This window comes from Armatimonas sp., from assembly GCF_964826245.1.
The window spans coordinates 1-18662 of the sequence record NZ_CBAYMC010000014.1; the positions used below are offsets into that span (position 1 = coordinate 1).

Annotated in this window: 14 protein-coding genes; 8 read left to right on the top strand and 6 right to left on the bottom strand. The window is 55.5% G+C overall.

Annotation, left to right across the window (positions count from 1 at the left end; translation table 11 throughout):
- Window positions 1–469: hypothetical protein (locus tag AC1XOS_RS02735; RefSeq protein ID WP_481960682.1), on the top strand; the 469-nt coding region annotated here is incomplete at its 5' end.
- Between the two features lie 45 nt (window positions 470–514).
- Here the strand turns inward: AC1XOS_RS02735 and AC1XOS_RS02740 are convergent.
- Window positions 515–1720, bottom strand: coding sequence for a hypothetical protein (locus AC1XOS_RS02740; protein WP_481960683.1), 1206 nt, complete (start codon window positions 1718–1720; stop codon window positions 515–517).
- A gap of 86 nt (window positions 1721–1806) precedes the next feature.
- On the opposite strand from AC1XOS_RS02740, the gene AC1XOS_RS02745 reads away from it, so the two are divergent.
- The 5 genes from AC1XOS_RS02745 (at window position 1807) to AC1XOS_RS02765 (ending at window position 9821) form a co-directional block, all read left to right on the top strand.
- Window positions 1807–2175 carry a hypothetical protein gene (locus AC1XOS_RS02745; protein WP_481960684.1) on the top strand — a complete coding sequence of 123 codons (369 nt, stop codon included), beginning with the start codon at window positions 1807–1809 and terminating at the stop codon, window positions 2173–2175.
- A gap of 111 nt (window positions 2176–2286) precedes the next feature.
- On the top strand, window positions 2287–3936 hold the full coding sequence (locus AC1XOS_RS02750; RefSeq protein ID WP_481960685.1) for a hypothetical protein: 1650 nt from the start codon (window positions 2287–2289) through the stop codon (window positions 3934–3936).
- 7 nt (window positions 3937–3943) lie between these two features.
- Window positions 3944–4807: a hypothetical protein gene (locus AC1XOS_RS02755; RefSeq protein ID WP_481960686.1), complete on the top strand. Its 864-nt coding sequence runs from the start codon at window positions 3944–3946 to the stop codon at window positions 4805–4807.
- 140 nt (window positions 4808–4947) lie between these two features.
- Window positions 4948–6162 carry a threonine ammonia-lyase gene (gene ilvA, locus AC1XOS_RS02760; RefSeq protein ID WP_481960687.1) on the top strand — a complete coding sequence of 405 codons (1215 nt, stop codon included), beginning with the start codon at window positions 4948–4950 and terminating at the stop codon, window positions 6160–6162.
- Between the two features lie 335 nt (window positions 6163–6497).
- On the top strand, window positions 6498–9821 hold the full coding sequence (locus AC1XOS_RS02765) for an amidohydrolase family protein (RefSeq protein ID WP_481960688.1): 3324 nt from the start codon (window positions 6498–6500) through the stop codon (window positions 9819–9821).
- A 295-nt stretch (window positions 9822–10116) separates the two neighbouring features.
- Here AC1XOS_RS02765 and AC1XOS_RS02770 read toward each other — a convergent pair whose 3' ends face one another.
- From AC1XOS_RS02770 to AC1XOS_RS02790, 5 genes are read right to left on the bottom strand one after another with little or no spacing between them, the layout of a single operon-like run.
- Entirely contained in the window at window positions 10117–11361 is a 1245-nt protein-coding gene (locus tag AC1XOS_RS02770) for a PhoPQ-activated protein PqaA family protein (RefSeq protein WP_481960689.1), read from the bottom strand.
- The gene (locus AC1XOS_RS02775) at window positions 11358–12224 is read right to left on the bottom strand and encodes a DUF4380 domain-containing protein (protein ID WP_481960690.1); all 867 of its coding nucleotides are present in this window, start codon (window positions 12222–12224) and stop codon (window positions 11358–11360) included. Before AC1XOS_RS02775 ends, AC1XOS_RS02770 begins: the two co-directional genes overlap by 4 nt.
- Window positions 12224–13039 carry a carbohydrate ABC transporter permease gene (locus tag AC1XOS_RS02780; RefSeq protein WP_481960691.1) on the bottom strand — a complete coding sequence of 272 codons (816 nt, stop codon included), beginning with the start codon at window positions 13037–13039 and terminating at the stop codon, window positions 12224–12226. Before AC1XOS_RS02780 ends, AC1XOS_RS02775 begins: the two co-directional genes overlap by 1 nt.
- Window positions 13036–13920, bottom strand: a complete 885-nt coding sequence (locus AC1XOS_RS02785) for a carbohydrate ABC transporter permease (protein ID WP_481960692.1) — start codon at window positions 13918–13920, stop codon at window positions 13036–13038. The genes AC1XOS_RS02780 and AC1XOS_RS02785 overlap by 4 nt, the downstream gene beginning before the upstream one ends.
- Before the next feature lie 3 nt (window positions 13921–13923).
- Window positions 13924–15219 carry an ABC transporter substrate-binding protein gene (locus AC1XOS_RS02790; RefSeq protein ID WP_481960693.1) on the bottom strand — a complete coding sequence of 432 codons (1296 nt, stop codon included), beginning with the start codon at window positions 15217–15219 and terminating at the stop codon, window positions 13924–13926.
- 153 nt (window positions 15220–15372) lie between these two features.
- On the opposite strand from AC1XOS_RS02790, the gene nuoG reads away from it, so the two are divergent.
- Window positions 15373–17223: an NADH-quinone oxidoreductase subunit NuoG gene (gene nuoG / locus AC1XOS_RS02795; protein ID WP_481960694.1), complete on the top strand. Its 1851-nt coding sequence runs from the start codon at window positions 15373–15375 to the stop codon at window positions 17221–17223.
- A 9-nt stretch (window positions 17224–17232) separates the two neighbouring features.
- Window positions 17233–18657: a complex I subunit 1/NuoH family protein gene (locus AC1XOS_RS02800; RefSeq protein WP_481960695.1), complete on the top strand. Its 1425-nt coding sequence runs from the start codon at window positions 17233–17235 to the stop codon at window positions 18655–18657.
- Window positions 18658–18662 lie beyond the last annotated feature (5 nt).

An 18662-nucleotide genomic window follows, 5' to 3' on the forward strand; every position in this document is an offset into this window, starting at 1 on the left:
TGATAGAGTGATTATTAGGATGACCACATATAAGTATAAGAAAGGAAAAGATATGTTTTACACTAAGAAAAAAATAGTGGGTGTTTTTGTTGGGTTAGTGCTGGGCATTGGCTCTGGTTTTGTTGTTCATGCTATGGGAAAGAATCATGCAGAGTGTGTTGCGAATTGTAGTATTTTAGCCGATGGGGGTGAGAGACGTGCCTGTGAATATGGGTGTTTCTCACTGGGCAATACGTTTTGCGAGACGAGAACCTCTGACCAGTCATGTAAAAGTTGTTGCCAAAAACGATGTGAAGCTGCATATGCTAATAATCCAGCAAGGCAAGCCAAATGTCGCTCTGGATGTGAGTGGGGATCAAACTGCTCTGGGAAGCCTACAATACCCGGAATAGATGATGAAGATCCAGATATTTCAGATAATCCACCCATTCCGCCAGATGAAATCGATCCTGTTGAGAATCCAGGCTAATATAGCCTAAACTCCGACTGAATCTTCCGGGAGCGTATGTCGCTCCTAGCTTTTTGTTTGCCTCAGCCAGCCCCAGAGTAAAGCGCCTGTGAAGGCATGCAGCAGTAGCCCCGTAAGCTGCGTCCCTCGGCTCGCTTGATACGACCAGAGCTCCGGGTAGGGGCCAGGGAAGTCGGGGAGGGTTTGGAAAACCCGGTGCGAGAGAAGCTGAAGGGCAGTGAGAGCAATAAGAAAGTTCTTGGGAAGTGCGTGCGCCTCTAGGATCGTCCCGAAGAGCGCGTAGACAATCGGCATCGCCCAGTAGACAATGCGCTCCGTGTCCGAGCCGCCCACCCAGCCTAGCACCAGAAAGATCGCCAGTGTCCAGGCCAGCACCGGCTGACTCTTGAGCCACTCTGCCGCCGTTCGCCAGAAGTAGATCGGGAGCACTAGCGCGGGGCCGAAGGCGATGAAGAGCCCATGGACATAGACTGGCAGCGGCTTGTTGTAGGCCCACTGCCCCACGGTGCGGGCGAAGCTGTAGCTATCGGTCTGGGTGGCGAGCAAGTGCGTCGCGACTACCCCCAAGATTCCCCCGAGTAGTGGCAACCACTGCCGCCCCCGGCTTGCCAGAAACAGCGCCAGTGGCACGGCAATCACGGCCTCACGGAAGAGTGCACCGAGGAAACAAAGCAGTGCCAGTTCCCACTCCGTCGGAACCCATCCCGGCTTCGTTCGTTCCTCACTCCGCCGACCCTCCCTTGATTCAAGGGAGGGTGGCTCAGAGCGAAGTATGAGCGGAGAGCCGGGTGGGTTCGAGTGGGTTCGAAGCAGAGCGCCTAGCGCGAACACAAAGAGCCAGGGGTCGGTGTAGGCGGCGTAGTGGGCGGTGAAGCGGAGCGGTGCGTGCCACTGGGTGAGATAGGCGGCGATCAGCGCGAGGCGCAGCCAAGGATTTTCGATAAAGCGCCGCAGCCAGAGCGTTAGCAAGGCCGTCGAGAGCAGGCAGGCGGCAAGGTTGATGAGCTTAAAGCCGAGCAGCAGGTTCCCTGGAAAGAGCCACGCGACCAGTGCGGGCGTGCCGAGACGAAACGCAAATGGCCCGATGGCGCTAGGGCGCTCGTGGCTTGCGATGCTCTGGGCCATCTGAAAGTAGGAAACCCCGTCCCAGCCTTGGCCATCGTGGTAGGTCAGCGGTTTCTGGAAGGCGAGGCAGAGCGCGGCCACCAGCACAAACAGCATCGCCACCAGCCCCCACTCGGTTTTCTTCATCACAGCTTAGTTTTCGGTCGTTTCCGTAAGATTCCTGTAAACTGTTCTCAATAGACTTGGTACATCGTTATTGTAGGAGAGTGCTGATGAGTGAGCGAACAGAGTTCGAACTGGTGTCTTATTTGAAAGCGCTGGTGGATTGCAGTTTGGAGCTGGGAACGACGGAGACACATGTACTGGCGGGAGCCCTGTATCTGAGTAATGAGACCGTGAATACGTACTGGAAGCGGATCAAGGAAACGCTGGGAATCCAGAAGCGCCACGAGGCAGTTCGTCTGGCGCGTGAGGGACGTATCATGAGTAGGGGATGCTCACAGAGTAGGCTTTCCCTACCTGACCAGCCGATTGAAAAGAGTCCGAGGATCTGTTTCATCGTTAGGAAAAAAATTACTTTGTCGCGAGTTCCTAAATTGGAAGATTGGGAATTGCTTAAAAAGCATATTGGCAAGCACTGAAATGTCCCACTTTTTGGGACTTGTTGGCTATTTCAGTTCGAGATATAGTCTTGGCATAAATATCATAAAACGCCTGAAATCTGAAATTTCTGAAATTTAGGAGTGTCCCTAATGAGATTGTACAATGCAGCTCTTATCGCAACTTTACTAGTACCAAGCAGTATCGCTTTTTCTCAAGGCCCTCCTAACGGTGGTGGATACGGTGGCCCTCCTGGTGGCGGTGGATACCCAGGTGGAGGTAGTGGGTGGACAACAACACTGACTCCTAATGGTATTGTTACTTGGGATCTTACCTCAGTGACACCTGGAAAGTCAGGATCAGGTTCTCGTCCGTGGTCATTCATGTATGGTGGTGCGATATCATCTTATATAAAGAGTATATTTGGCCCTGAAGAGAGTTCAATGTCGGTCACAAGTAGTGGTGAATTCCTGGTGCAAATGGCATGGGCAGGATCGATACTCAATCGTCCTCTTACTCTTCACGTATTGGAAAATGTTGGTGCGTCATACTCAGCAGTTGGGAAATATGGCTTGCCTGGTAGTGGCAGTGCATCAAATGGATTTAGTCCATTAGTTGGAAATACGAGTCAAGGTAAACGACTCCGTCAATTTGCTGTCCCACCAAGTGGTATTGTCAATTTTTCATCGGGAGCCTTATCCGCTAATGCATCGGCATCAACGGGGCCTTCAGGAAATGCTATCTTTATTGGTCAGCTTTCAGCTGCAACATCTTATCAAGTCAGTCCAGACACGCGTGGAGTAACCATTTTTAATCCTGATATTGAGGTAGATGGACAAAACTGGGGTAAAGATGAAAATGGACAGCGCATCCTAAATCTTAGGAATTCTGATGGTTCCATAGTTGTTGATTCAGCAGTTCCTTATGGGATAGTTAGCGTCAGTGGTGGCGGTTACCACCCCATTTTGGGTAATACTGGCTGGCATATCTATACAAATTATCAGGCATCAACTACCGGATTTGAAACAGGTCTTTTTGCACCGATTCAGACTAATTGGACTATGAGTGGGGAAGGTTCAATTATTGAAAGTAGTCAGTTAGCTCTAAGTCAGAACAAACAGGTCGGGCAAGCCTTCATTACCCCGAATCCATGGCCAAAAGGAAAAACAACAACAGTTAAGATTACCGTAGAAGATAAGCGCCCAAGTATGGAAGCAACGGCAGAAAACACATATACTGTCCGGTGGCATGCCCCCTGGGAAAATTGGCATCCAGTTGGCCCAACAAAGAATGTAAGGCGAACGATCCCTACACGAATGCTATCATCTCCCGTGGGAAATGGTAGCGTTCAGGTTGAGTGGTTTTCAGAAGATGCTAATATTATTGCAACAACAATTTGGGAAATTGCAGCTCTTATTCTTGGAGGTAGCGGCGACTTCGCGACTGCTTGGGCAGGTGAGTCTATACCTAAAGGAGTTCCCGGTTCAGCAAGTTCTCTCCTTGGTTACGCTGGTAAACTTTTGGAAGACTGTACCCCAAAGCCTGAGCAAGGCTTTGCTAGTGTACACGATATGTTTTTCTATGAAGATTCTTTGCCGTCATCTGGTAGAACTCAAGCAGTTTATGATGATGGAAGATATAAATTAGAAAGTATTGATCTTAGAATTAGATATGCATTAACACCACATCGGGGAGATGCTTGGACTGCTGATGGCTATCAAGGCGAAGCAATGAATACTCTTGCTGTAAAAATACCTGGTACTCCAGCATTTCGTGGTACGTTTACGATATTTCCCCAATAAATATAAAATGAAACTTTTTCTTACTGTATTTGTCACTATACTGCTTAGTAGTATGGTGGCGGCACAAAAAAATGTTATTTATTCTAAATCACAACTAGAATCTATTATGCCTCCCTTGCCAAAGTGGTCAGGAAATGATTTTTCTTGGATAAATAAAAGTTGGATTTTAGATAAAGATTATAAAAAAATAGATTCAGATATTTCAATTATTAACGCTGTTAAATATGTTGAAAATTCTTTAATAAAAGGGACGAATCCCAAAAATATTAGAATTTTATTTGATGCAAAATTAAAATCAAATCCGAATGATTCTGGTAATCGTGTTGGGTGGGCATATGCAACCTTTTTTGAACGATACTCAAAAGATTCAGAGTATTCACAAGATGAACGGGATATCCGAATTGCCAAAGCAGATTGGCTTTTATACCAGCTTCCTAAAACATCAGTCTGTGAATTATACAAGGTTCGTTTTCTGATTTCTGCGGAAAGACTGAGCTTTGATGGTAATCCTCTTAAAACTGCAGGGTTGAGGCTGCGCAAAAAATATCCAAATGACAAATACATATTATTAAAATATGGATATATTCTCGCTTCACTTAGCACATCTCTAAATGAAACACAGGAATCTCTAAAAATTAGCGACACGTTGATTTCTTATGGTTTTTTTCCTGATATGTGTTACTCATCTAAAGGAATGGCTCATTGGCGTTGGATCATATCAGAAAAGAGCAGTGACAGGGCTAAGAAAGCTATTGAAAATTATAAATTATCTTATAATATATCTATCTCTGATCGTAGACGTGAAAATTGCTTGCAGGCAATTGAACGAATAAAATGGGCTTGCAGTAATAAAGGCATTAAATTTGAGTAAATGACGCTGTTTGGGACAGGTGAGTAATAGTAGTCCAATATTCTATGCTAGAGGTGCTTGTTAGTCTCCCAAAGTAAAGGCTTATACAAAGGTGGTCAGTCCTTCCCCCACGAGTACCGTGAAGCAGGTATAATAGCGGCATGATCTCACCGGAAATGATCCGCCACGCCTACGAGAGCTGTGTGCGGGAGAGAGTGCGGCGGACGCCGCTTTATACCTCGGGGGCGGTTTCGGCGCAGACGGGCTGCGTGGGGCTGCACCTAAAGATGGAGAACTTGCAGGCGACAGGCTCGTTTAAGATTCGTGGGGCGACCTGGCGGATTGCGACCATGACCGACGAGGAAAAGGCGCGGGGGGTGATCGCGGCATCGGCAGGGAATCATGCACAGGGTGTGGCGCTGGCGGCGCGGATGGCGGATATTGCGGCGACGATCTTCATGCCGGAGCGGGCGAGCATTGCCAAGGTGAAAGCCACCGAAGGCTACGGCGCGACCGTGGTGCTGGAGGGGGCGAACTTCGACGAGGCTGTGGCAGCGGCGAAGGCGAGAGCTGCTGAAACAGGCGCAGTCTTTATCTCGGCCTACGACGACGATGACATTATCACGGGCCAAGGCTCGCTGGGGCTGGAGCTTCTCGATGAGCTGCCCGAGCTAGACACGGTGATCATTCCCATCGGCGGCGGCGGGCTCTTCTCCGGCGTGGCACGGGCGGTGAAGGCCGCGCGGCCCAGCTGCCGCATTATTGGGGTGCAGGCATCCGGGGCCAACGCGGCGGCGCAGTCGTTTCACGCGGGCAAGCTCCTGCCGCGCCTGACCCCGTGCGACACCATCGCCGATGGGATTGCGATCAAGGCCCCGAGCGAGCGCACGTTTGAGTACATCCAGGCCCTCGCCGATGATGTCGTGACCGTCAGTGACGAGCGCATCGCCGAGGCGATCTTGCTGCTCCTCACCCGCATGAAAGTGCTCGTGGAGCCCTCCGGCGCGGCGGGGCTGGCGGCGCTGCTCGCCCACCCGAATCTGGGCGTAGGGCAGACAGCGTGCATTCTCTGCGGCGGCAATATTGACCTCAAGCTCCTCTCCGATCTGATCGAGCGCGGGATGATTCGCACCAGCCGCTACTTCCACTTCTTCACCTCCTGCCCCGACCGGCCGGGCGGGCTTGCGGCGCTTCTCGACACGATCGCCAAGGCAGGCGGCAACGTCATGGAAGTCACCCACAACCGCATCAGTGCCGAGATTCCTTATGGTCGCACCGGAGTCGAGATGCTCATTGAAGTGCGCGGCGAGGAGCATATCGCACGCATTGAGGAGCGCCTCCACGCTGGTGGCTACCCCGTCCGGCGGCTAGACTGAAAGACCTCGCGCCTGGGGCACCCCCTGAGCCAAGTGCAAAAACTGCAACAACACCTTGCACCTGCCTGGATAGTCTGTTAAAATCTATCGAGAAACTCAAGAGCATCTCCGAAGTAGAGCTCGATAGATTTTACTGATGGCAAAGCGCAGCTCACTGATGGCAAGGCGCAGATCACCATGAAGGTCACACCCAAGGTGATCAAGGGATAAGCCGCGGTATTGGTGAATGATTCCGTAGCAAAGTCCTCGGGCTAAAAGTAACAAAGACAACGAAGACAGAGATAAACCTAAAAAATAGGTGTTAGCTTCTGTGAATGAGTGGGAAAGTGAGTTATATGAAAAGAAAAGCATTTGCATTGACCGCTTTAGTGATAGGGAGTCAAGCCTCCCTTTGGGCACAAGACCGGATTGTCCAGAAGGAATTGGGGCAGATAAAAGAGGGGGGAATTCTCTTTAACCCCCGAAAAGCCGTCGCATTGCCCACAACTCCCCTCGCCAACCCTAACTTTGAGCAGGGACAAGCGGGTTGGATGGGAACGGTGACGCGCTACACGCCCCCTGCTTCGTCTGCAACGCAAGAGCCTCGTCCATTGGCGGCGACCTTGGCGGGGTTGCAACAGATCGGGGGGGATTACTGGCAACAACCTCCCCTGCCTGCCCCCTCTGCTCCCTCCACCACACTTCTCTTGCCTGTGCAAGGTCAGTGGTGTGGTTTGGGAACACTGCAGTCGTCGGTCTTTACGCTACTGCCTGTGGGGGAGACGATCATGGGCGATCCGCTGGGTATCGCCCCCAAAACGGTGGCAACGCCAACACCTGCCGCTCCCCCTACTCCGCTCTACTTGCAGTTTATCTTAGGAGATGGCAATGTTGAACTCTTTCTCTACCCGCGTACGGCTGCACAAAAAGCCTGGGTGGAGAGCCAGACGATCTTTGATATTGGCGGTACGATCATTCTCAATGGACAAGTGATTCGGGATAAACCCAAGCAGGTGCCGGCGTGGAAGTTGTTGCCCGATGGCTCGTATCAACTCGTTGGCACGGGCTCGGGGGTAAAAGACGGCGTGACGTACTTTACCGGCACGAAGGTCACCAATAGCGGCTCGTTTCGGCGTATCGTGCTCGATGTCTCCGCGATGCGTGGGATGAACGCGGTGATTAAGTCCAACGGTTTTGTCGATGACTTCCAACTGACAACAACTATCACGCCTCTGCCAGTGCCATCCGTACCCACCGCCCCGCCTCCGCCGCCTGTCTGGGGCTTCGCCGACACGCACACGCACCCCGCCGCGCACCTTGGGTTTGGTGGGCAGCTCTACTTTGGGTCGCCCGACGGCTCTATGGAAGATTGCAAAGACGCACATGGATTTAAGGGAACCGGTGTGGCAGAGAAACAACTTCCTGTCTTGGCTGCGCAGGTCTATGTAACGCAGATACTCGCCCTTTTCAACGGGGCCGGCATATTACCGAATCTTGTCGTCAATGCGCTCTCTGCTAAAAGTGTCGAGAAGAAAGACGCGGAGGCGATTCGATCCGCGTTAGGGGCAGCGGTGGACTCGCTGGGAGCGATCGATGATGCGACGATTAGTAAGCTAGCGACGATGGCAACTAGTGGTCCGCATGCGACAGAAGGGCTCAGCCAAGGAGCCAAAGGATGGTGGAAGCACGACGATAAAATCCACCATCACATGCGCGACGAATCCATGCGCCGGGCGTGGCAGGGTGGCTTGCGCCTGATGGTCGCTCACGCGGTCAACAACGAGCTGCTTGGCAATATGAACCCCAAGCCTGGCATGCCCCTCGACGACAAGGCGATTATCGACAATCAAATCGCCTACATCAAACAAATGGCCGTGCGAAACAGCGCGTGGATGGAGATCGCCTACACCCCCGCCGATGCCCGCCGTATTATTGGGCAAAACAAACTCGCCGTCGTCTTGGGTGTTGAGGTGGACAGCATTGGTAACTGGGGAACGGAGAGGGATTGTACAGACGCACAAGTGGAGCAAGAACTCGCCCGCCTACGTGGCATGGGGGTGCGACACTTGTTTCCGGTACACTTGATGGACAGCCCATTTGCCGGAGCAGCTCTCTACGGCGACTTATTCCTGCTCAATCAGCGCACAAAACGCGGCGTGATGCATGATATTATCCAATCTTCACCCGATATTGAGTATAAAGCGTTTGAGAGCATCTATGAGATGTTCCCTAAAGGAGTGCTTAATTTCGCTGCGGATAAACTCGATGCAAATAAACGCTCAAGTGTCCAGCTGATTGGGGGAATGCAGGTTCCTTTCGCGGGAATCGCACGCGATCTGGAGAGAAGTCGCCCCAGTTTGACCAATATGACGGGGGTAGCCAACAACCTTGGTATCACGGGGCGTGGCAACTTCATGGTCAATAAGATAATGGACATGGGGATGATCATTGACATAGATCATGCGAGCGCCAAAGCCTCAGAGGCAATGCTGAGTCTCGCTTCGGCTCGTGCCCGTAACGGGGTCACGGGCTATCCGCTTGCCTCGGGTCACTCGTGGTTTCGAGAGCTGGCACTCAACCGCTCGGAGACAAGTGATCACCATAAACTCGGGTCAGAGGCAGAGAAACCACGGGCCTATGTTGAGCGTATCCGCGACTTGGGAGGGCTTGTCGCGCCGATTACGGGTGGGAAAGATACCAAGAACGACGGTAACTTGGTCGCGAACGACGCGGCGGGGACGTCGAAATCATGGGCACAGTCCTATCTCTACGCCACACGTGTCATGGGAGGAAAGGGCGTCGCGCTGGGAACGGATATGGCGATGAACGGCGCGCTTGGGCCGCGCTTTGGCCCCCGTAGTATCCCCGGCATGGGAGAAGATTTGATACGGGCACAACGCTTAGGACAGGGCGATCCTCTGAAAGCGCGACGCTTGCAACAGGGCCAGCAAAACAACGCCGTCTCGTACAACGCGCCAATCACTGGCTGGCACGCGTGGAAGTGGACGGGAGACGGCTGGAGCGAGGCGGAGCAAGATGCACTAACGGCATTGCTACTGGCGCAAAAGGGACCCGCCAATCTTCCCAGTGTCGAGGCGGAGATAAAGCCGGTGCGTGGGATTATCCAAGAGGGTATCGGTGACGTGCTCAACGCGGTGACGCTCGATGGAGGACGCAAGCGTATCCTCAACATGGCTCTCGGATTCCGTGCAAACACACTGTCTAGCCCCGGTATTGATATCTTCAAGGGCCCAGATGTACAAGCCGCTGTCTTTAGTGCCAAGCAGTGGGTAGAGAAGAACAACAACCAATTCCCCGACCCGAACACCACGTGGCAATCGTTCCGTACTGCCTATAAAGCCAAGTTCACCTTTCCGCTTGTCTGGCTCGATGGTGTGGACGACGACGCGTTCCGTGAGAACTTCAACGCCGCCGCCGTCGCCTACGCAACGATGCGCCGCCTTGGTGTAAATAACAACGCGCCGCTCACCCGAAGCGTGATTGGTGGACGGGAGTTTGACTACAACCTAGATGGGCTCGCGCACTTTGGGATGCTCCCCGACTTCTTGCAAGACCTAAAGAACACCGGAGTCAACGCCCAAGCGATGGCGCCACTCTTCCGCTCGGCAGAAGATTATATTCGTATGTGGGAGAAGTGTGACAAGATGAAGATTCAATAAAGAAGGCATACGAAGTCGCCTTCATACATCTGCGGGCCTATAAAAGACCCCGCTCTCTGTTCAGGGAGAGAAAAGATGAAAGCAAGATTGGCAGCGAACCTGCTCTTGGACAAGTGGTGGGACTGGCATCACAACGTCTTGTCGCGCTACCCCGTGCGACGGTTGGACTGAGCCTACGGACAGCCAGGCGGTGGATGCGGTCTTTGTGCTCCAGAAGAAGCGTGGGGTCGGGCGTGAGCATGGCTATCAGAGAGTTAGTGGGCAATCTGATCGCTTTTGTTGTCCACGCCCGACGTTATTTCCCCAAGATCCGAATCTGGGTCGAGAGGGTGAAGGGCTGGCCGTCCAGATCAAACGTCGCTTCCCCGTAAGCAGCACCGAAGCCGCGACGAGGCGTGGGCTGCCACGCCTCGAAGCCGTGGGAGCTTGTGGGAAGCTCGGTGAACGACCATTTTTGGTCGCGGAAGTCCGTGGTGGGGCCAAGGCAACGAAAAAGTCGCGCCGCACGGATCGGGGCGGTGCTGGTAAAGCGCAGGCGTGCCCCGTTGTCCTCGGCGCTCCAGCTCCAGGTGAGCTTCGGCAGCGGCTTGCGGGACGCTAAAGAGCGGGTGAAGGCGGCTAGTGTGGACATCACGCGCCCTCGGTCTTCCAGGCCGTGACCGGAGTTAGGCGCATAGAGCACCCACTTGGGGCCCAGCAGGCCGTCCCAGTAGAGATTCAGCGCGTCCTGCGCCCAGTACCGATCATTGGTGCCCAGCTGGAGCAGCTTGGGCAAGGTCAGGCGCTCGCGGTAGGAATAGGGGTCTTCCAGATCCATTAGGCGCTTGCCAGGCGGCGTGAGTAAGAGCTTATCGAAGCCTGTGCGGACGTAGTCCTCGATCTCCTCGCTGGGCTTCCCTCCAAGCATCTCAAGCTGATGAGGAATCTGCTCAGCCACTTTGAGCACATCAATCACCTGCGGCGCGATCCCGACCACGCGCTTATCACCGCTCGCCCCCACCAGCCACGTCGTCCAGCCGCGCTTGCTCGCTCCAAAGACCATGAAGCGCTGGAGCTTGTTTTTGCTATGCTGCTGGAGCGCGTCCATTGTCTTGAGCACCGCCTTGGCCATCGGAAAGTGCAGCGGCCAGCTCTCGTCGTTTGTCTCTAAGTACTTCTGCCACGTGTAGGCGATGAGCGCATCTTCGGTGAGCCCCCCATAGAGCGGCTGCATCGGGTTGTTGAACATTGTCGCCACGGTGCACCCCGAGTCGCGAGCAAGCTGGATACTCATGGCTTCGTCGCGCTCGCCTCCATTGCCGCCGGTGTTGCGCACCACGCAGAAGTCCGGGTAGCGCGGCTTGTCGGGGCGACAGACCTGCACGCGGTGCTCCCAGACATTGCCCTGCCAGGTCTGCGACGTCAGGCGAAGCTCCTCAATCAGCAGCTCCCCGACCCGCTTCTCGCTCTTTTTCTCCCAGCGAAACGCAGGCTCCGGGCGGGCTAGGTAGGCATCCAGGCCATTAAAAACAGAAGACACAGACAGCAATGTTGGTTTCATACCGAGATTATAGCTTGGATTTGTGGCTCGATGGGGCGCTTGGGGTTAATTTTATCGAGCTGATAGTGGGTGACAAGCGTGATCGTCTCGCCGCGCTTGAGGGTTTTGAGGGGCGATGTCAGCTCTAGCTCGGTGTAGGAGGTCATCCCATTTTGCGCAAACCAGGGATCATCGGCGTTGCAGTAGATCTGTGCCTGATCCGTTGGGGGCGCGTAGGCCAGCCCCGCATTGTCTGGGGCGGGGAGGCGGCGAACACTAAAAAGTAGCTCGTCTTGAACTGAGGCCAGCATATCGGCGTCGTAGAAGGCTTTGGTGGAGTTCTTGGGGTCGCGGGTGTGGGTAATCAGCGGGCCGCTGCCTTTGCGTGTCCAGAACTGCGGCGCGGTGGGAACTTGCGTGACCGCCCAGGCTCCCATGGGAAACGCTGCGCCGTCGCGCTCTTTGCGAAGTGCGCTGGTCAGAGTGATGTGCGCTGACTTTGGGGCAAGCTGGATCGTGCGCAGGCAGCGCAGGCCCCAGCCGATCACGGGGCCACTGGTGAGCCGAACGGTGTGCGTATCCAAAATATCGGCCTGGTGCGGCGCCTGATCCAGCGCAGCAGGCGGGGGCCAAGCGTTGGGCATCCGGTTGGGCCAGTCGTCCTGCGGCCAGACCCAGACCTTATCGCCGCCCGTGTTGGCCCAGTCTCCGAGTTTAATAGGCTTGCCCGCGACCGCCTTGTTCTCCCAGAGCACGTTTGGCCCACCCACAAAGCCATAGCGCATTATCCGCCCCCCCACCGACGGCACGATAACCAGCTCAACAATCCCATTGCTCAGGCGCAGGGCATCCTGCCAGCCGTTGTAGGTGATGCTCGCTACCATTACTTCAGTCCCGTGAGGGCGATGCCTTTGACGAAGTAGCGCTGGGCGACGAAGAAGAGGATGATCGTGGGCAAGATATGGATCAGCGAGGCGGCCATGAGGAGCTCTAGCTGGGTGCCATAGCTGTCCTGGAAGAGGCGCAGACCGATCGAGACGGTGTACTTCTCCATGGAGTTGAGGTAGATCAGCGGCCCCATGAACTCGTCCCAGTGGCTCACAAACGAGAAGAGCGTCGTGGTGATCAGCGCGGGGCGGGCGAGCGGCAGCAGCACCTTCCACCAGATCACCAGCGGGTTTGCGCCATCAATCATCGCGGCTTCGTCGAGCTCACGGGGGATGGTGAGGAAGAACTGACGGAGCAAGAAGATCGTAAACGCCCCGCCGCCGAAGAACGAGGGGACGATGAGAGGCGCAAACGTATCTATCAGCCCGAGCTGTCGCCAGAGCAGGAAGACCGGGATCATGGTCACTTGCGAGGGCAGCATCATGGTCGAGAGCATCAGATAAAAGAGCGCGTTCTTGCCCTTGAACTTGAAGCGTGCAAAGCCATAGGCCACCAGCGACGCGGAGAAAATCTGCCCGAACGTGGCGAAGATGGTGATTGTGATCGTGTTGACAACAAACGTCGGGAAGGGTAGCTCCGTCCAAGCACGCTTGAAGTTATCGAGCTGAATGGGATTGGGAATCCACTGCGGCGGCACGGCAAAGACCTGCTCATTGGTCTTGAGCGCTGTAGAGACCGTCCACAGAAACGGGATGGAGAAAAGCACCCCACCAAAGATCAGCATTGCAAAAACGCCAATACGCTGGATCATTCTTTGTCGCCTCCTTCGTAGTACACCCACTTTGAGGCGTTTTTGAACTGGATGATCGTAAAGCCCAGCAGAATGATAAAGAGAATCCAGGCCATCGCGCTGGCCTTGCCGAGCTTGAACTCACGAAACGCATTGTTGTAGAGATAGAGCACGTACATCAGCGTCGAGTCGTTGGGGCCGCCGCCTGTCATGATATAGGCCGAGGTGAAGACCTGGAACGAGCCAATAATGCCTAGAATAAGGTTAAAGAAGATCGTCGGGGAGAGCATGGGCAGCGTGATATGCCGAAAACACGTCCAGCCTTTTGCGCCGTCGAGCTGCGCTGCCTCGTAGAGCTCGTCGGAGATTCCCTGAAGCCCCGCCAGAAAGATCAGCATGCGCCCGCCGCCGATTCCCCACAGGCTCATGATGATCAGCGATGTCAGCGCGGTCTTCGGATCTTGTAGCCACTTGGGACCTTGAATCCCGAGCTTGGAGAGCGCAAAGTTCAGAATTCCCGCATCGGGGTGAAAGACCCAGGCCCAGACCAAGCTCGATGCCACGGCGGGCACTAGCGACGGCAGATAGAACAGCGTGCGAAAAATCGGGATCGCTTTCACTTTTTGGTTGAGCAAGACCGCGATGAGCAGCGAGCCCGTGAGCCCCAGTGGCACGGCGAACAAAACATAGATCGCCGTGTTGCCCAGCGACTTCCAGAAGCGCGGCTCGTGGAGTAAGACATCGTAGTTTTTTGCCCCCACAAAGCTCAGCGTGTGCAGATCGTACTTGCAGAACGACAGATAGAGCGAGGCGAGCATCGGCCCTGCGGTGAAGATCAAGAAGCCCAGGAGCCAGGGCGAGATGAGCGCCAGGCCCCAGCGGCTACTGGTTCGTTCGGACATACGCTAAAAACCCTCCTCGCCTGAGAGCAAGGCGTTGATTTTATCGGTGGCATTGCGGCTGGCCTGCGGTGCGGTGATCCCGCCGACATTGAAGAGGCTATCGGTGGCGGAGTTGAACTCTCGCGACCACTCTTGGTAGCGGGCATCAATGGGCAGTGTCCGGCCCCGGCGTACGGTCTCTAAAAAAACATCGTTGTGAAACGGGGGCTTATCGCTTTTGAGATACTCGGGGTGCTGCTGAACCGAGAGCCGCGTGGGGACGCAGCGCCGGAACTTGGCCCCCAGAAGCAGCTCCGCCTCGGGGCCGGTCATGTACTTCACAAACTCCCAGGCCAGCTCCGGATGCTCCGAGTGCTGGTTGACAACGAGCTGGTTGCCTTTAAGAACCGTGGCATCTCCTGCGGGGCCCGTCGGAACGGGCGTGATGTCCCAGTCAAATTTTTTGATGTTCTTGCGAAAGCGTGGCGTCTCCCCCGCCCAGCCCCAGTGCATCGCGATCTTGCCGGACTCAAAGGTGAACGCGGAGAGCGCCGCATCGGCGGGCGTCGGGGCGCAGTGGTGCTTCCAGCGCAGGTCGGTCATGTCCTGCATTCCCTCGATAGCGTGCGGGTCATCGGCGAGGGTGAACTTTGTGAGATCTTTGTTCATCACGTCTCCGCCCCGGTTCCAGAGCACCGAGGCCCACTGAGGAAACGTCGGAAAGGTCGTGCCAAACTGCAGGGTACGCTCTCCCTGGCGCTTGGTCAGCGCATTGGCCGCCGTGAGGAACGCGTCCCAGTCCCATTTCTTTGCCTGAGAGAGCTCATACGGATCGGCGAGCCCCGCCTCTTGGAACAGCGTTTTGTTGTAGTAGAGCTGGACACCGCCAAAGAGTACATTCAGCGCGTGGAGCTTGTCTTTATAGCGACACTCCTCCAGCGCTGTGGGAACGAAGTCCTCGACAAATCCCTTGGGCTCGGCGGCGATCAGCGGCTCTAAGTCCAGAAAGTAGTCTTTTTTGACAAGCGCGGGAAACATGTAGTGGTCCACACGCATCACATCGGGAGCCGTGCGCGAGGCCAGCATGAGCTGGAGCTTATCGGGGTACGACGAGCCGGGCACCATAAAGAGATGCACTCGGAGTTTGGGGTTTTTCTTCTCGAACTCATCGGCGATCTCACGCTCCACTTGAAGCTGCTCTGGGTTTCCCCAAGCCATGTAGCGGATCGTGATCTTGCCCGCCGCATCTCGAGTGGAAGGTAGGCAACCGGTGAGCAAGCCACCAAGAGAGAGCCAGAGTAGGCGTCGTCGCGTCATCATTTTAAGTTTCAAAAACCGGTTTTCGAGGTATTGTACCACCGCGATATTTTCTCTTCCTTATTCGCCAGAGGAGACAAACCTTCCTTCGATAGGGTATGATGAGGCGGCCTCAGCGAGCTTGGTGGCACGGTTTGATCTAGAGAATAAAGAGTTATGGCTGACGAAAAACGCGAACAGACACCGCAGGAAAAGGCGGACGCCGCCAAGGCAGTGGCGGATCAGGACAAGGCAGCAGCGGCGGGAGTCGAGCTGGTGAACCTGGTGGTAGATGGAGCACCCGTGGCGGTGCCCAAGGGAACTCTGGTGATCGAGGCGGCATTTCGGGCCGGGAGCGATGTGCCGTACTTCTGCTACCACCCGCGCCTCACCAGTGTCGGGGCATGCCGTATGTGTTTGGCCTCGGTCGAGCTGGAGATGTTCGGACAGCGCCGCGCCAGCATCATGGCCACCTGTACGATTCCCTGCTCCGAGGGCATGGTGGTCAAGACCCAGACCCCTGAGGTGAAGAAGGCCCAGAACGGGATTCTGGAGCTGCTTCTTGCCAACCATCCGCTCGACTGTCCTATCTGCGATAGAGGCGGCGAGTGCCCGCTGCAGAACATGACCATCACCTACGGCCCGCCTACCAGCCGCTTTACGGAAGAGAAGCGCCACTACCCTAAAGCCAAAGTGATCTCAGATTATGTCGTGCTGGATCGCGAGCGCTGCATCACGTGCATGCGCTGCACCCGCTTCGCCGACGAGATCGCGGGCGATGGCAAGCTGGATCTGATCAATCGTGGTGCCCAGACCGAGATCGGGCCATTTATGGGGGCGAGCTTCGACTCCAACTTCTCGGGCAACACCATTGAGATCTGTCCTGTGGGAGCGCTCACCAGCCGCCAGTTTCGGTTTAAGGGTCGCCCCTGGGAAGTCAAGTCCGTGGACTCGGTCTGCTCCAAGTGTGGCAATGGCTGCAATATCGCCGTGGGCCATCGCTTGGGAGAGCTTGTCCGAATCAACGGGCGCATCAACGAAGAGATCAACGAGGAGTGGACGTGTGACCGCGGTAAGTTCGGCCATGAGTATGTCAATAGCGAGACGAGACTGACCACGCCTCTGATCCGCGATCTCGACGGCAAGCTCCAGCCTGCCAGCTGGGATGCGGCACTCACCAAGATTATCGAGGCGCTCAAGCACTACAAGCCCGAGCAGATCGGTGGCATCGGCTCGACGCGTGCGACACTTGAGGACAACTATCTCTTTGCCAAGCTGCTAAAGAGTGTGGTGGGAACGGCAAATGTAGATCATCAGATGCATCCCTATCCGCTGATTCCTATGCAGACAAGCATTGCCGAGATCGAGAACGCCAAGAAGATTGTCTCCGTGGGCATGAAGCTCGAAGACGACCAGCCGATTGTCTATCTGCGGGTGCATAAAGCGAGAAGCAAGAAAGGCGCGAGCTGGGTTCAGGCCGCCACGGTTGCAGACGCTCTCTCGCACCTAGACGCCGACACCGTTGCGCTGCTTCCCCACACCCTAAGCAAGGCCGACTACGCTGCTGTGGCTGCGACGGGCGCAAAAGTCAATCTCCTCCTGCCCGACTGCAACTCGTGGGGGGCCAAGAAAGCGGGCGTGGATGGTGGCGAGATGGCACAGATTCTCTCAGGCGACCTCAAGATGCTCTACATCATGGGCTCCGACCCCGTTGTGCGGTATCATGACCCGGCAAAAGCCCGAGAGGCAGTCACAAAAGCGGAGTTTGTGGTGGTGCAGGAGCTTTTCCTCACCGAGACCGCAACGCTCGCTGATGTCGTGCTTCCCGCAGTAAGTTTTGCCGAGAAAGACGGCACCTTCGTCAATATCGAGGGCCGCGAGCAGAAGATCAAGCAGGCAATCGCACCCCGCGGCGACTCGCGCCCGGACTGGCGCATCCTTGCCGATCTGCTGGCTCGCCTTGGAAAGCCCCTGCCGTACTTCTCGGCACGCGACATCTACCGTGAGTGGGAAAAGGCGCAAGGATAGTCAGGGACTATGGATATCTGGCAGCAATTATTCGTCCTGCCGGGCGATAAGATTGAGTGGTGGGCCGAAGTGGTTCGCTCTGTTCTACGGCTAGTGATCGCGCTCGTCGGAGGGCTCGGGTCGGTTCCGATTCTCGTCTGGCTGGAGCGACGGCTTCTGGGCTGGTACCAGGGGCGTCAGGGGCCAAACCGTGTGGGGCCGCTGGGACTCCTGCAACCCCTCGCCGATGCGCTCAAACTCATCACCAAAGAGGACATCACGCCCACCAACGTGGACAAGATTCTTTACTACATGGCTCCAGGTGTGGCACTTGCCCCCGTGATCATGTCGTTGACCGTGCTGCCTTGGAGTGGCTCGCGGGACTGGGGCTCGGTCGCGCCCCGGCTGGATGCAGGAGGAATTCTGCTTCTCTTAGCCGTTGCCTCTATTGAGGTCTATGGTGTGATTCTGGCGGGCTGGTCGTCGAACAATAAATACTCGCTTCTAGGGAGCCTGCGCGCCGCCTCACAAGTCATCTCCTACGAGCTTGGGATGGGCCTCTCGATTATCGCTGTCTTGCTCATGGCGGGGCAGGTCAATACGATTGGAATTGTCCAGCACCAGGGCGTCTTTGAGCTTGGCCCTGATGGCGTAAACGGCTACCGCATCGGTGAGTCCGCCTATACTTGGGCTCCACAGGCCGTCACTTCCGGCTTCTGGAACTGGCACTTTCTGGCCTTCTTTCCACTGGGCCTGATTGCCTGTGGTATCTACTTAGTTTCCATGCTGGCGGAGACCAACCGCGCCCCGTTTGATCTTCCCGAGGCCGAGACTGAGCTTGTGGCGGGCTTCCACACCGAGTACAGCTCGTTTAAGTTCGCGATGTTTTTCATGGGCGAGTACGCCAACATGGGAATCGTCTCCGCGATTGCGATTGTGCTCTTCTTTGGTGGCTACCTGGCGCCGTGGGGGCCACTGGGGCATCTTCCGCGCTCTGTCTTTGGGCTACCCGTCTGGGATGTCCTGCCACCGTGGCTGGTGGATCTGAGCAATACCGGCATCGGGATCCTGTGGCTGGTGATCAAGTGGTTTACCCTGATCGGCTTCTTCATCACGGTGCGCGCGACGCTTCCTCGGCTGCGCTATGACATGCTGATGAAGCTGGGCTGGAAGGGCATTATCCCGATTGGCCTTGTCAATCTCTTGCTGATCGCGCTCTCAATGGCGCTCCAGCAGACAAAGCTGGCTTGGTTTGGTCACTTTGTGGCCCTCGTGCCGGGTGTGCTACTTCTTGGAGCCCTCTTCCTCTGGAAAAAATCCAGCTACGAAGCCGTCGAAAAAGAAGCAAAGACCACCGCACTCGTGCCCGCTGGTGAGAGCTCCGCAACGCCACGCCTACCGATCCGCCGTGAGCCAGTTACCGTTAAAATGGCCCCAAGAGTGAGCGAGGACTAGAAAAA

Coding starts and splice junctions, on each gene's coding strand:
- AC1XOS_RS02790 (WP_481960693.1), bottom strand. CDS start 15,219: ATGATGACGCGACGACGCCTACTCTGGCTCTCTCTTGGTGGCTTGCTC.
- nuoG (WP_481960694.1), top strand. CDS start 15,373: ATGGCTGACGAAAAACGCGAACAGACACCGCAGGAAAAGGCGGACGCC.
- AC1XOS_RS02740 (WP_481960683.1), bottom strand. CDS start 1,720: ATGAAGAAAACCGAGTGGGGGCTGGTGGCGATGCTGTTTGTGCTGGTG.
- AC1XOS_RS02745 (WP_481960684.1), top strand. CDS start 1,807: ATGAGTGAGCGAACAGAGTTCGAACTGGTGTCTTATTTGAAAGCGCTG.
- AC1XOS_RS02775 (WP_481960690.1), bottom strand. CDS start 12,224: ATGGTAGCGAGCATCACCTACAACGGCTGGCAGGATGCCCTGCGCCTG.
- AC1XOS_RS02750 (WP_481960685.1), top strand. CDS start 2,287: ATGAGATTGTACAATGCAGCTCTTATCGCAACTTTACTAGTACCAAGC.
- ilvA (WP_481960687.1), top strand. CDS start 4,948: ATGATCTCACCGGAAATGATCCGCCACGCCTACGAGAGCTGTGTGCGG.
- AC1XOS_RS02780 (WP_481960691.1), bottom strand. CDS start 13,039: ATGATCCAGCGTATTGGCGTTTTTGCAATGCTGATCTTTGGTGGGGTG.
- AC1XOS_RS02755 (WP_481960686.1), top strand. CDS start 3,944: ATGAAACTTTTTCTTACTGTATTTGTCACTATACTGCTTAGTAGTATG.
- AC1XOS_RS02800 (WP_481960695.1), top strand. CDS start 17,233: ATGGATATCTGGCAGCAATTATTCGTCCTGCCGGGCGATAAGATTGAG.
- AC1XOS_RS02785 (WP_481960692.1), bottom strand. CDS start 13,920: ATGTCCGAACGAACCAGTAGCCGCTGGGGCCTGGCGCTCATCTCGCCC.
- AC1XOS_RS02765 (WP_481960688.1), top strand. CDS start 6,498: ATGAAAAGAAAAGCATTTGCATTGACCGCTTTAGTGATAGGGAGTCAA.
- AC1XOS_RS02770 (WP_481960689.1), bottom strand. CDS start 11,361: ATGAAACCAACATTGCTGTCTGTGTCTTCTGTTTTTAATGGCCTGGAT.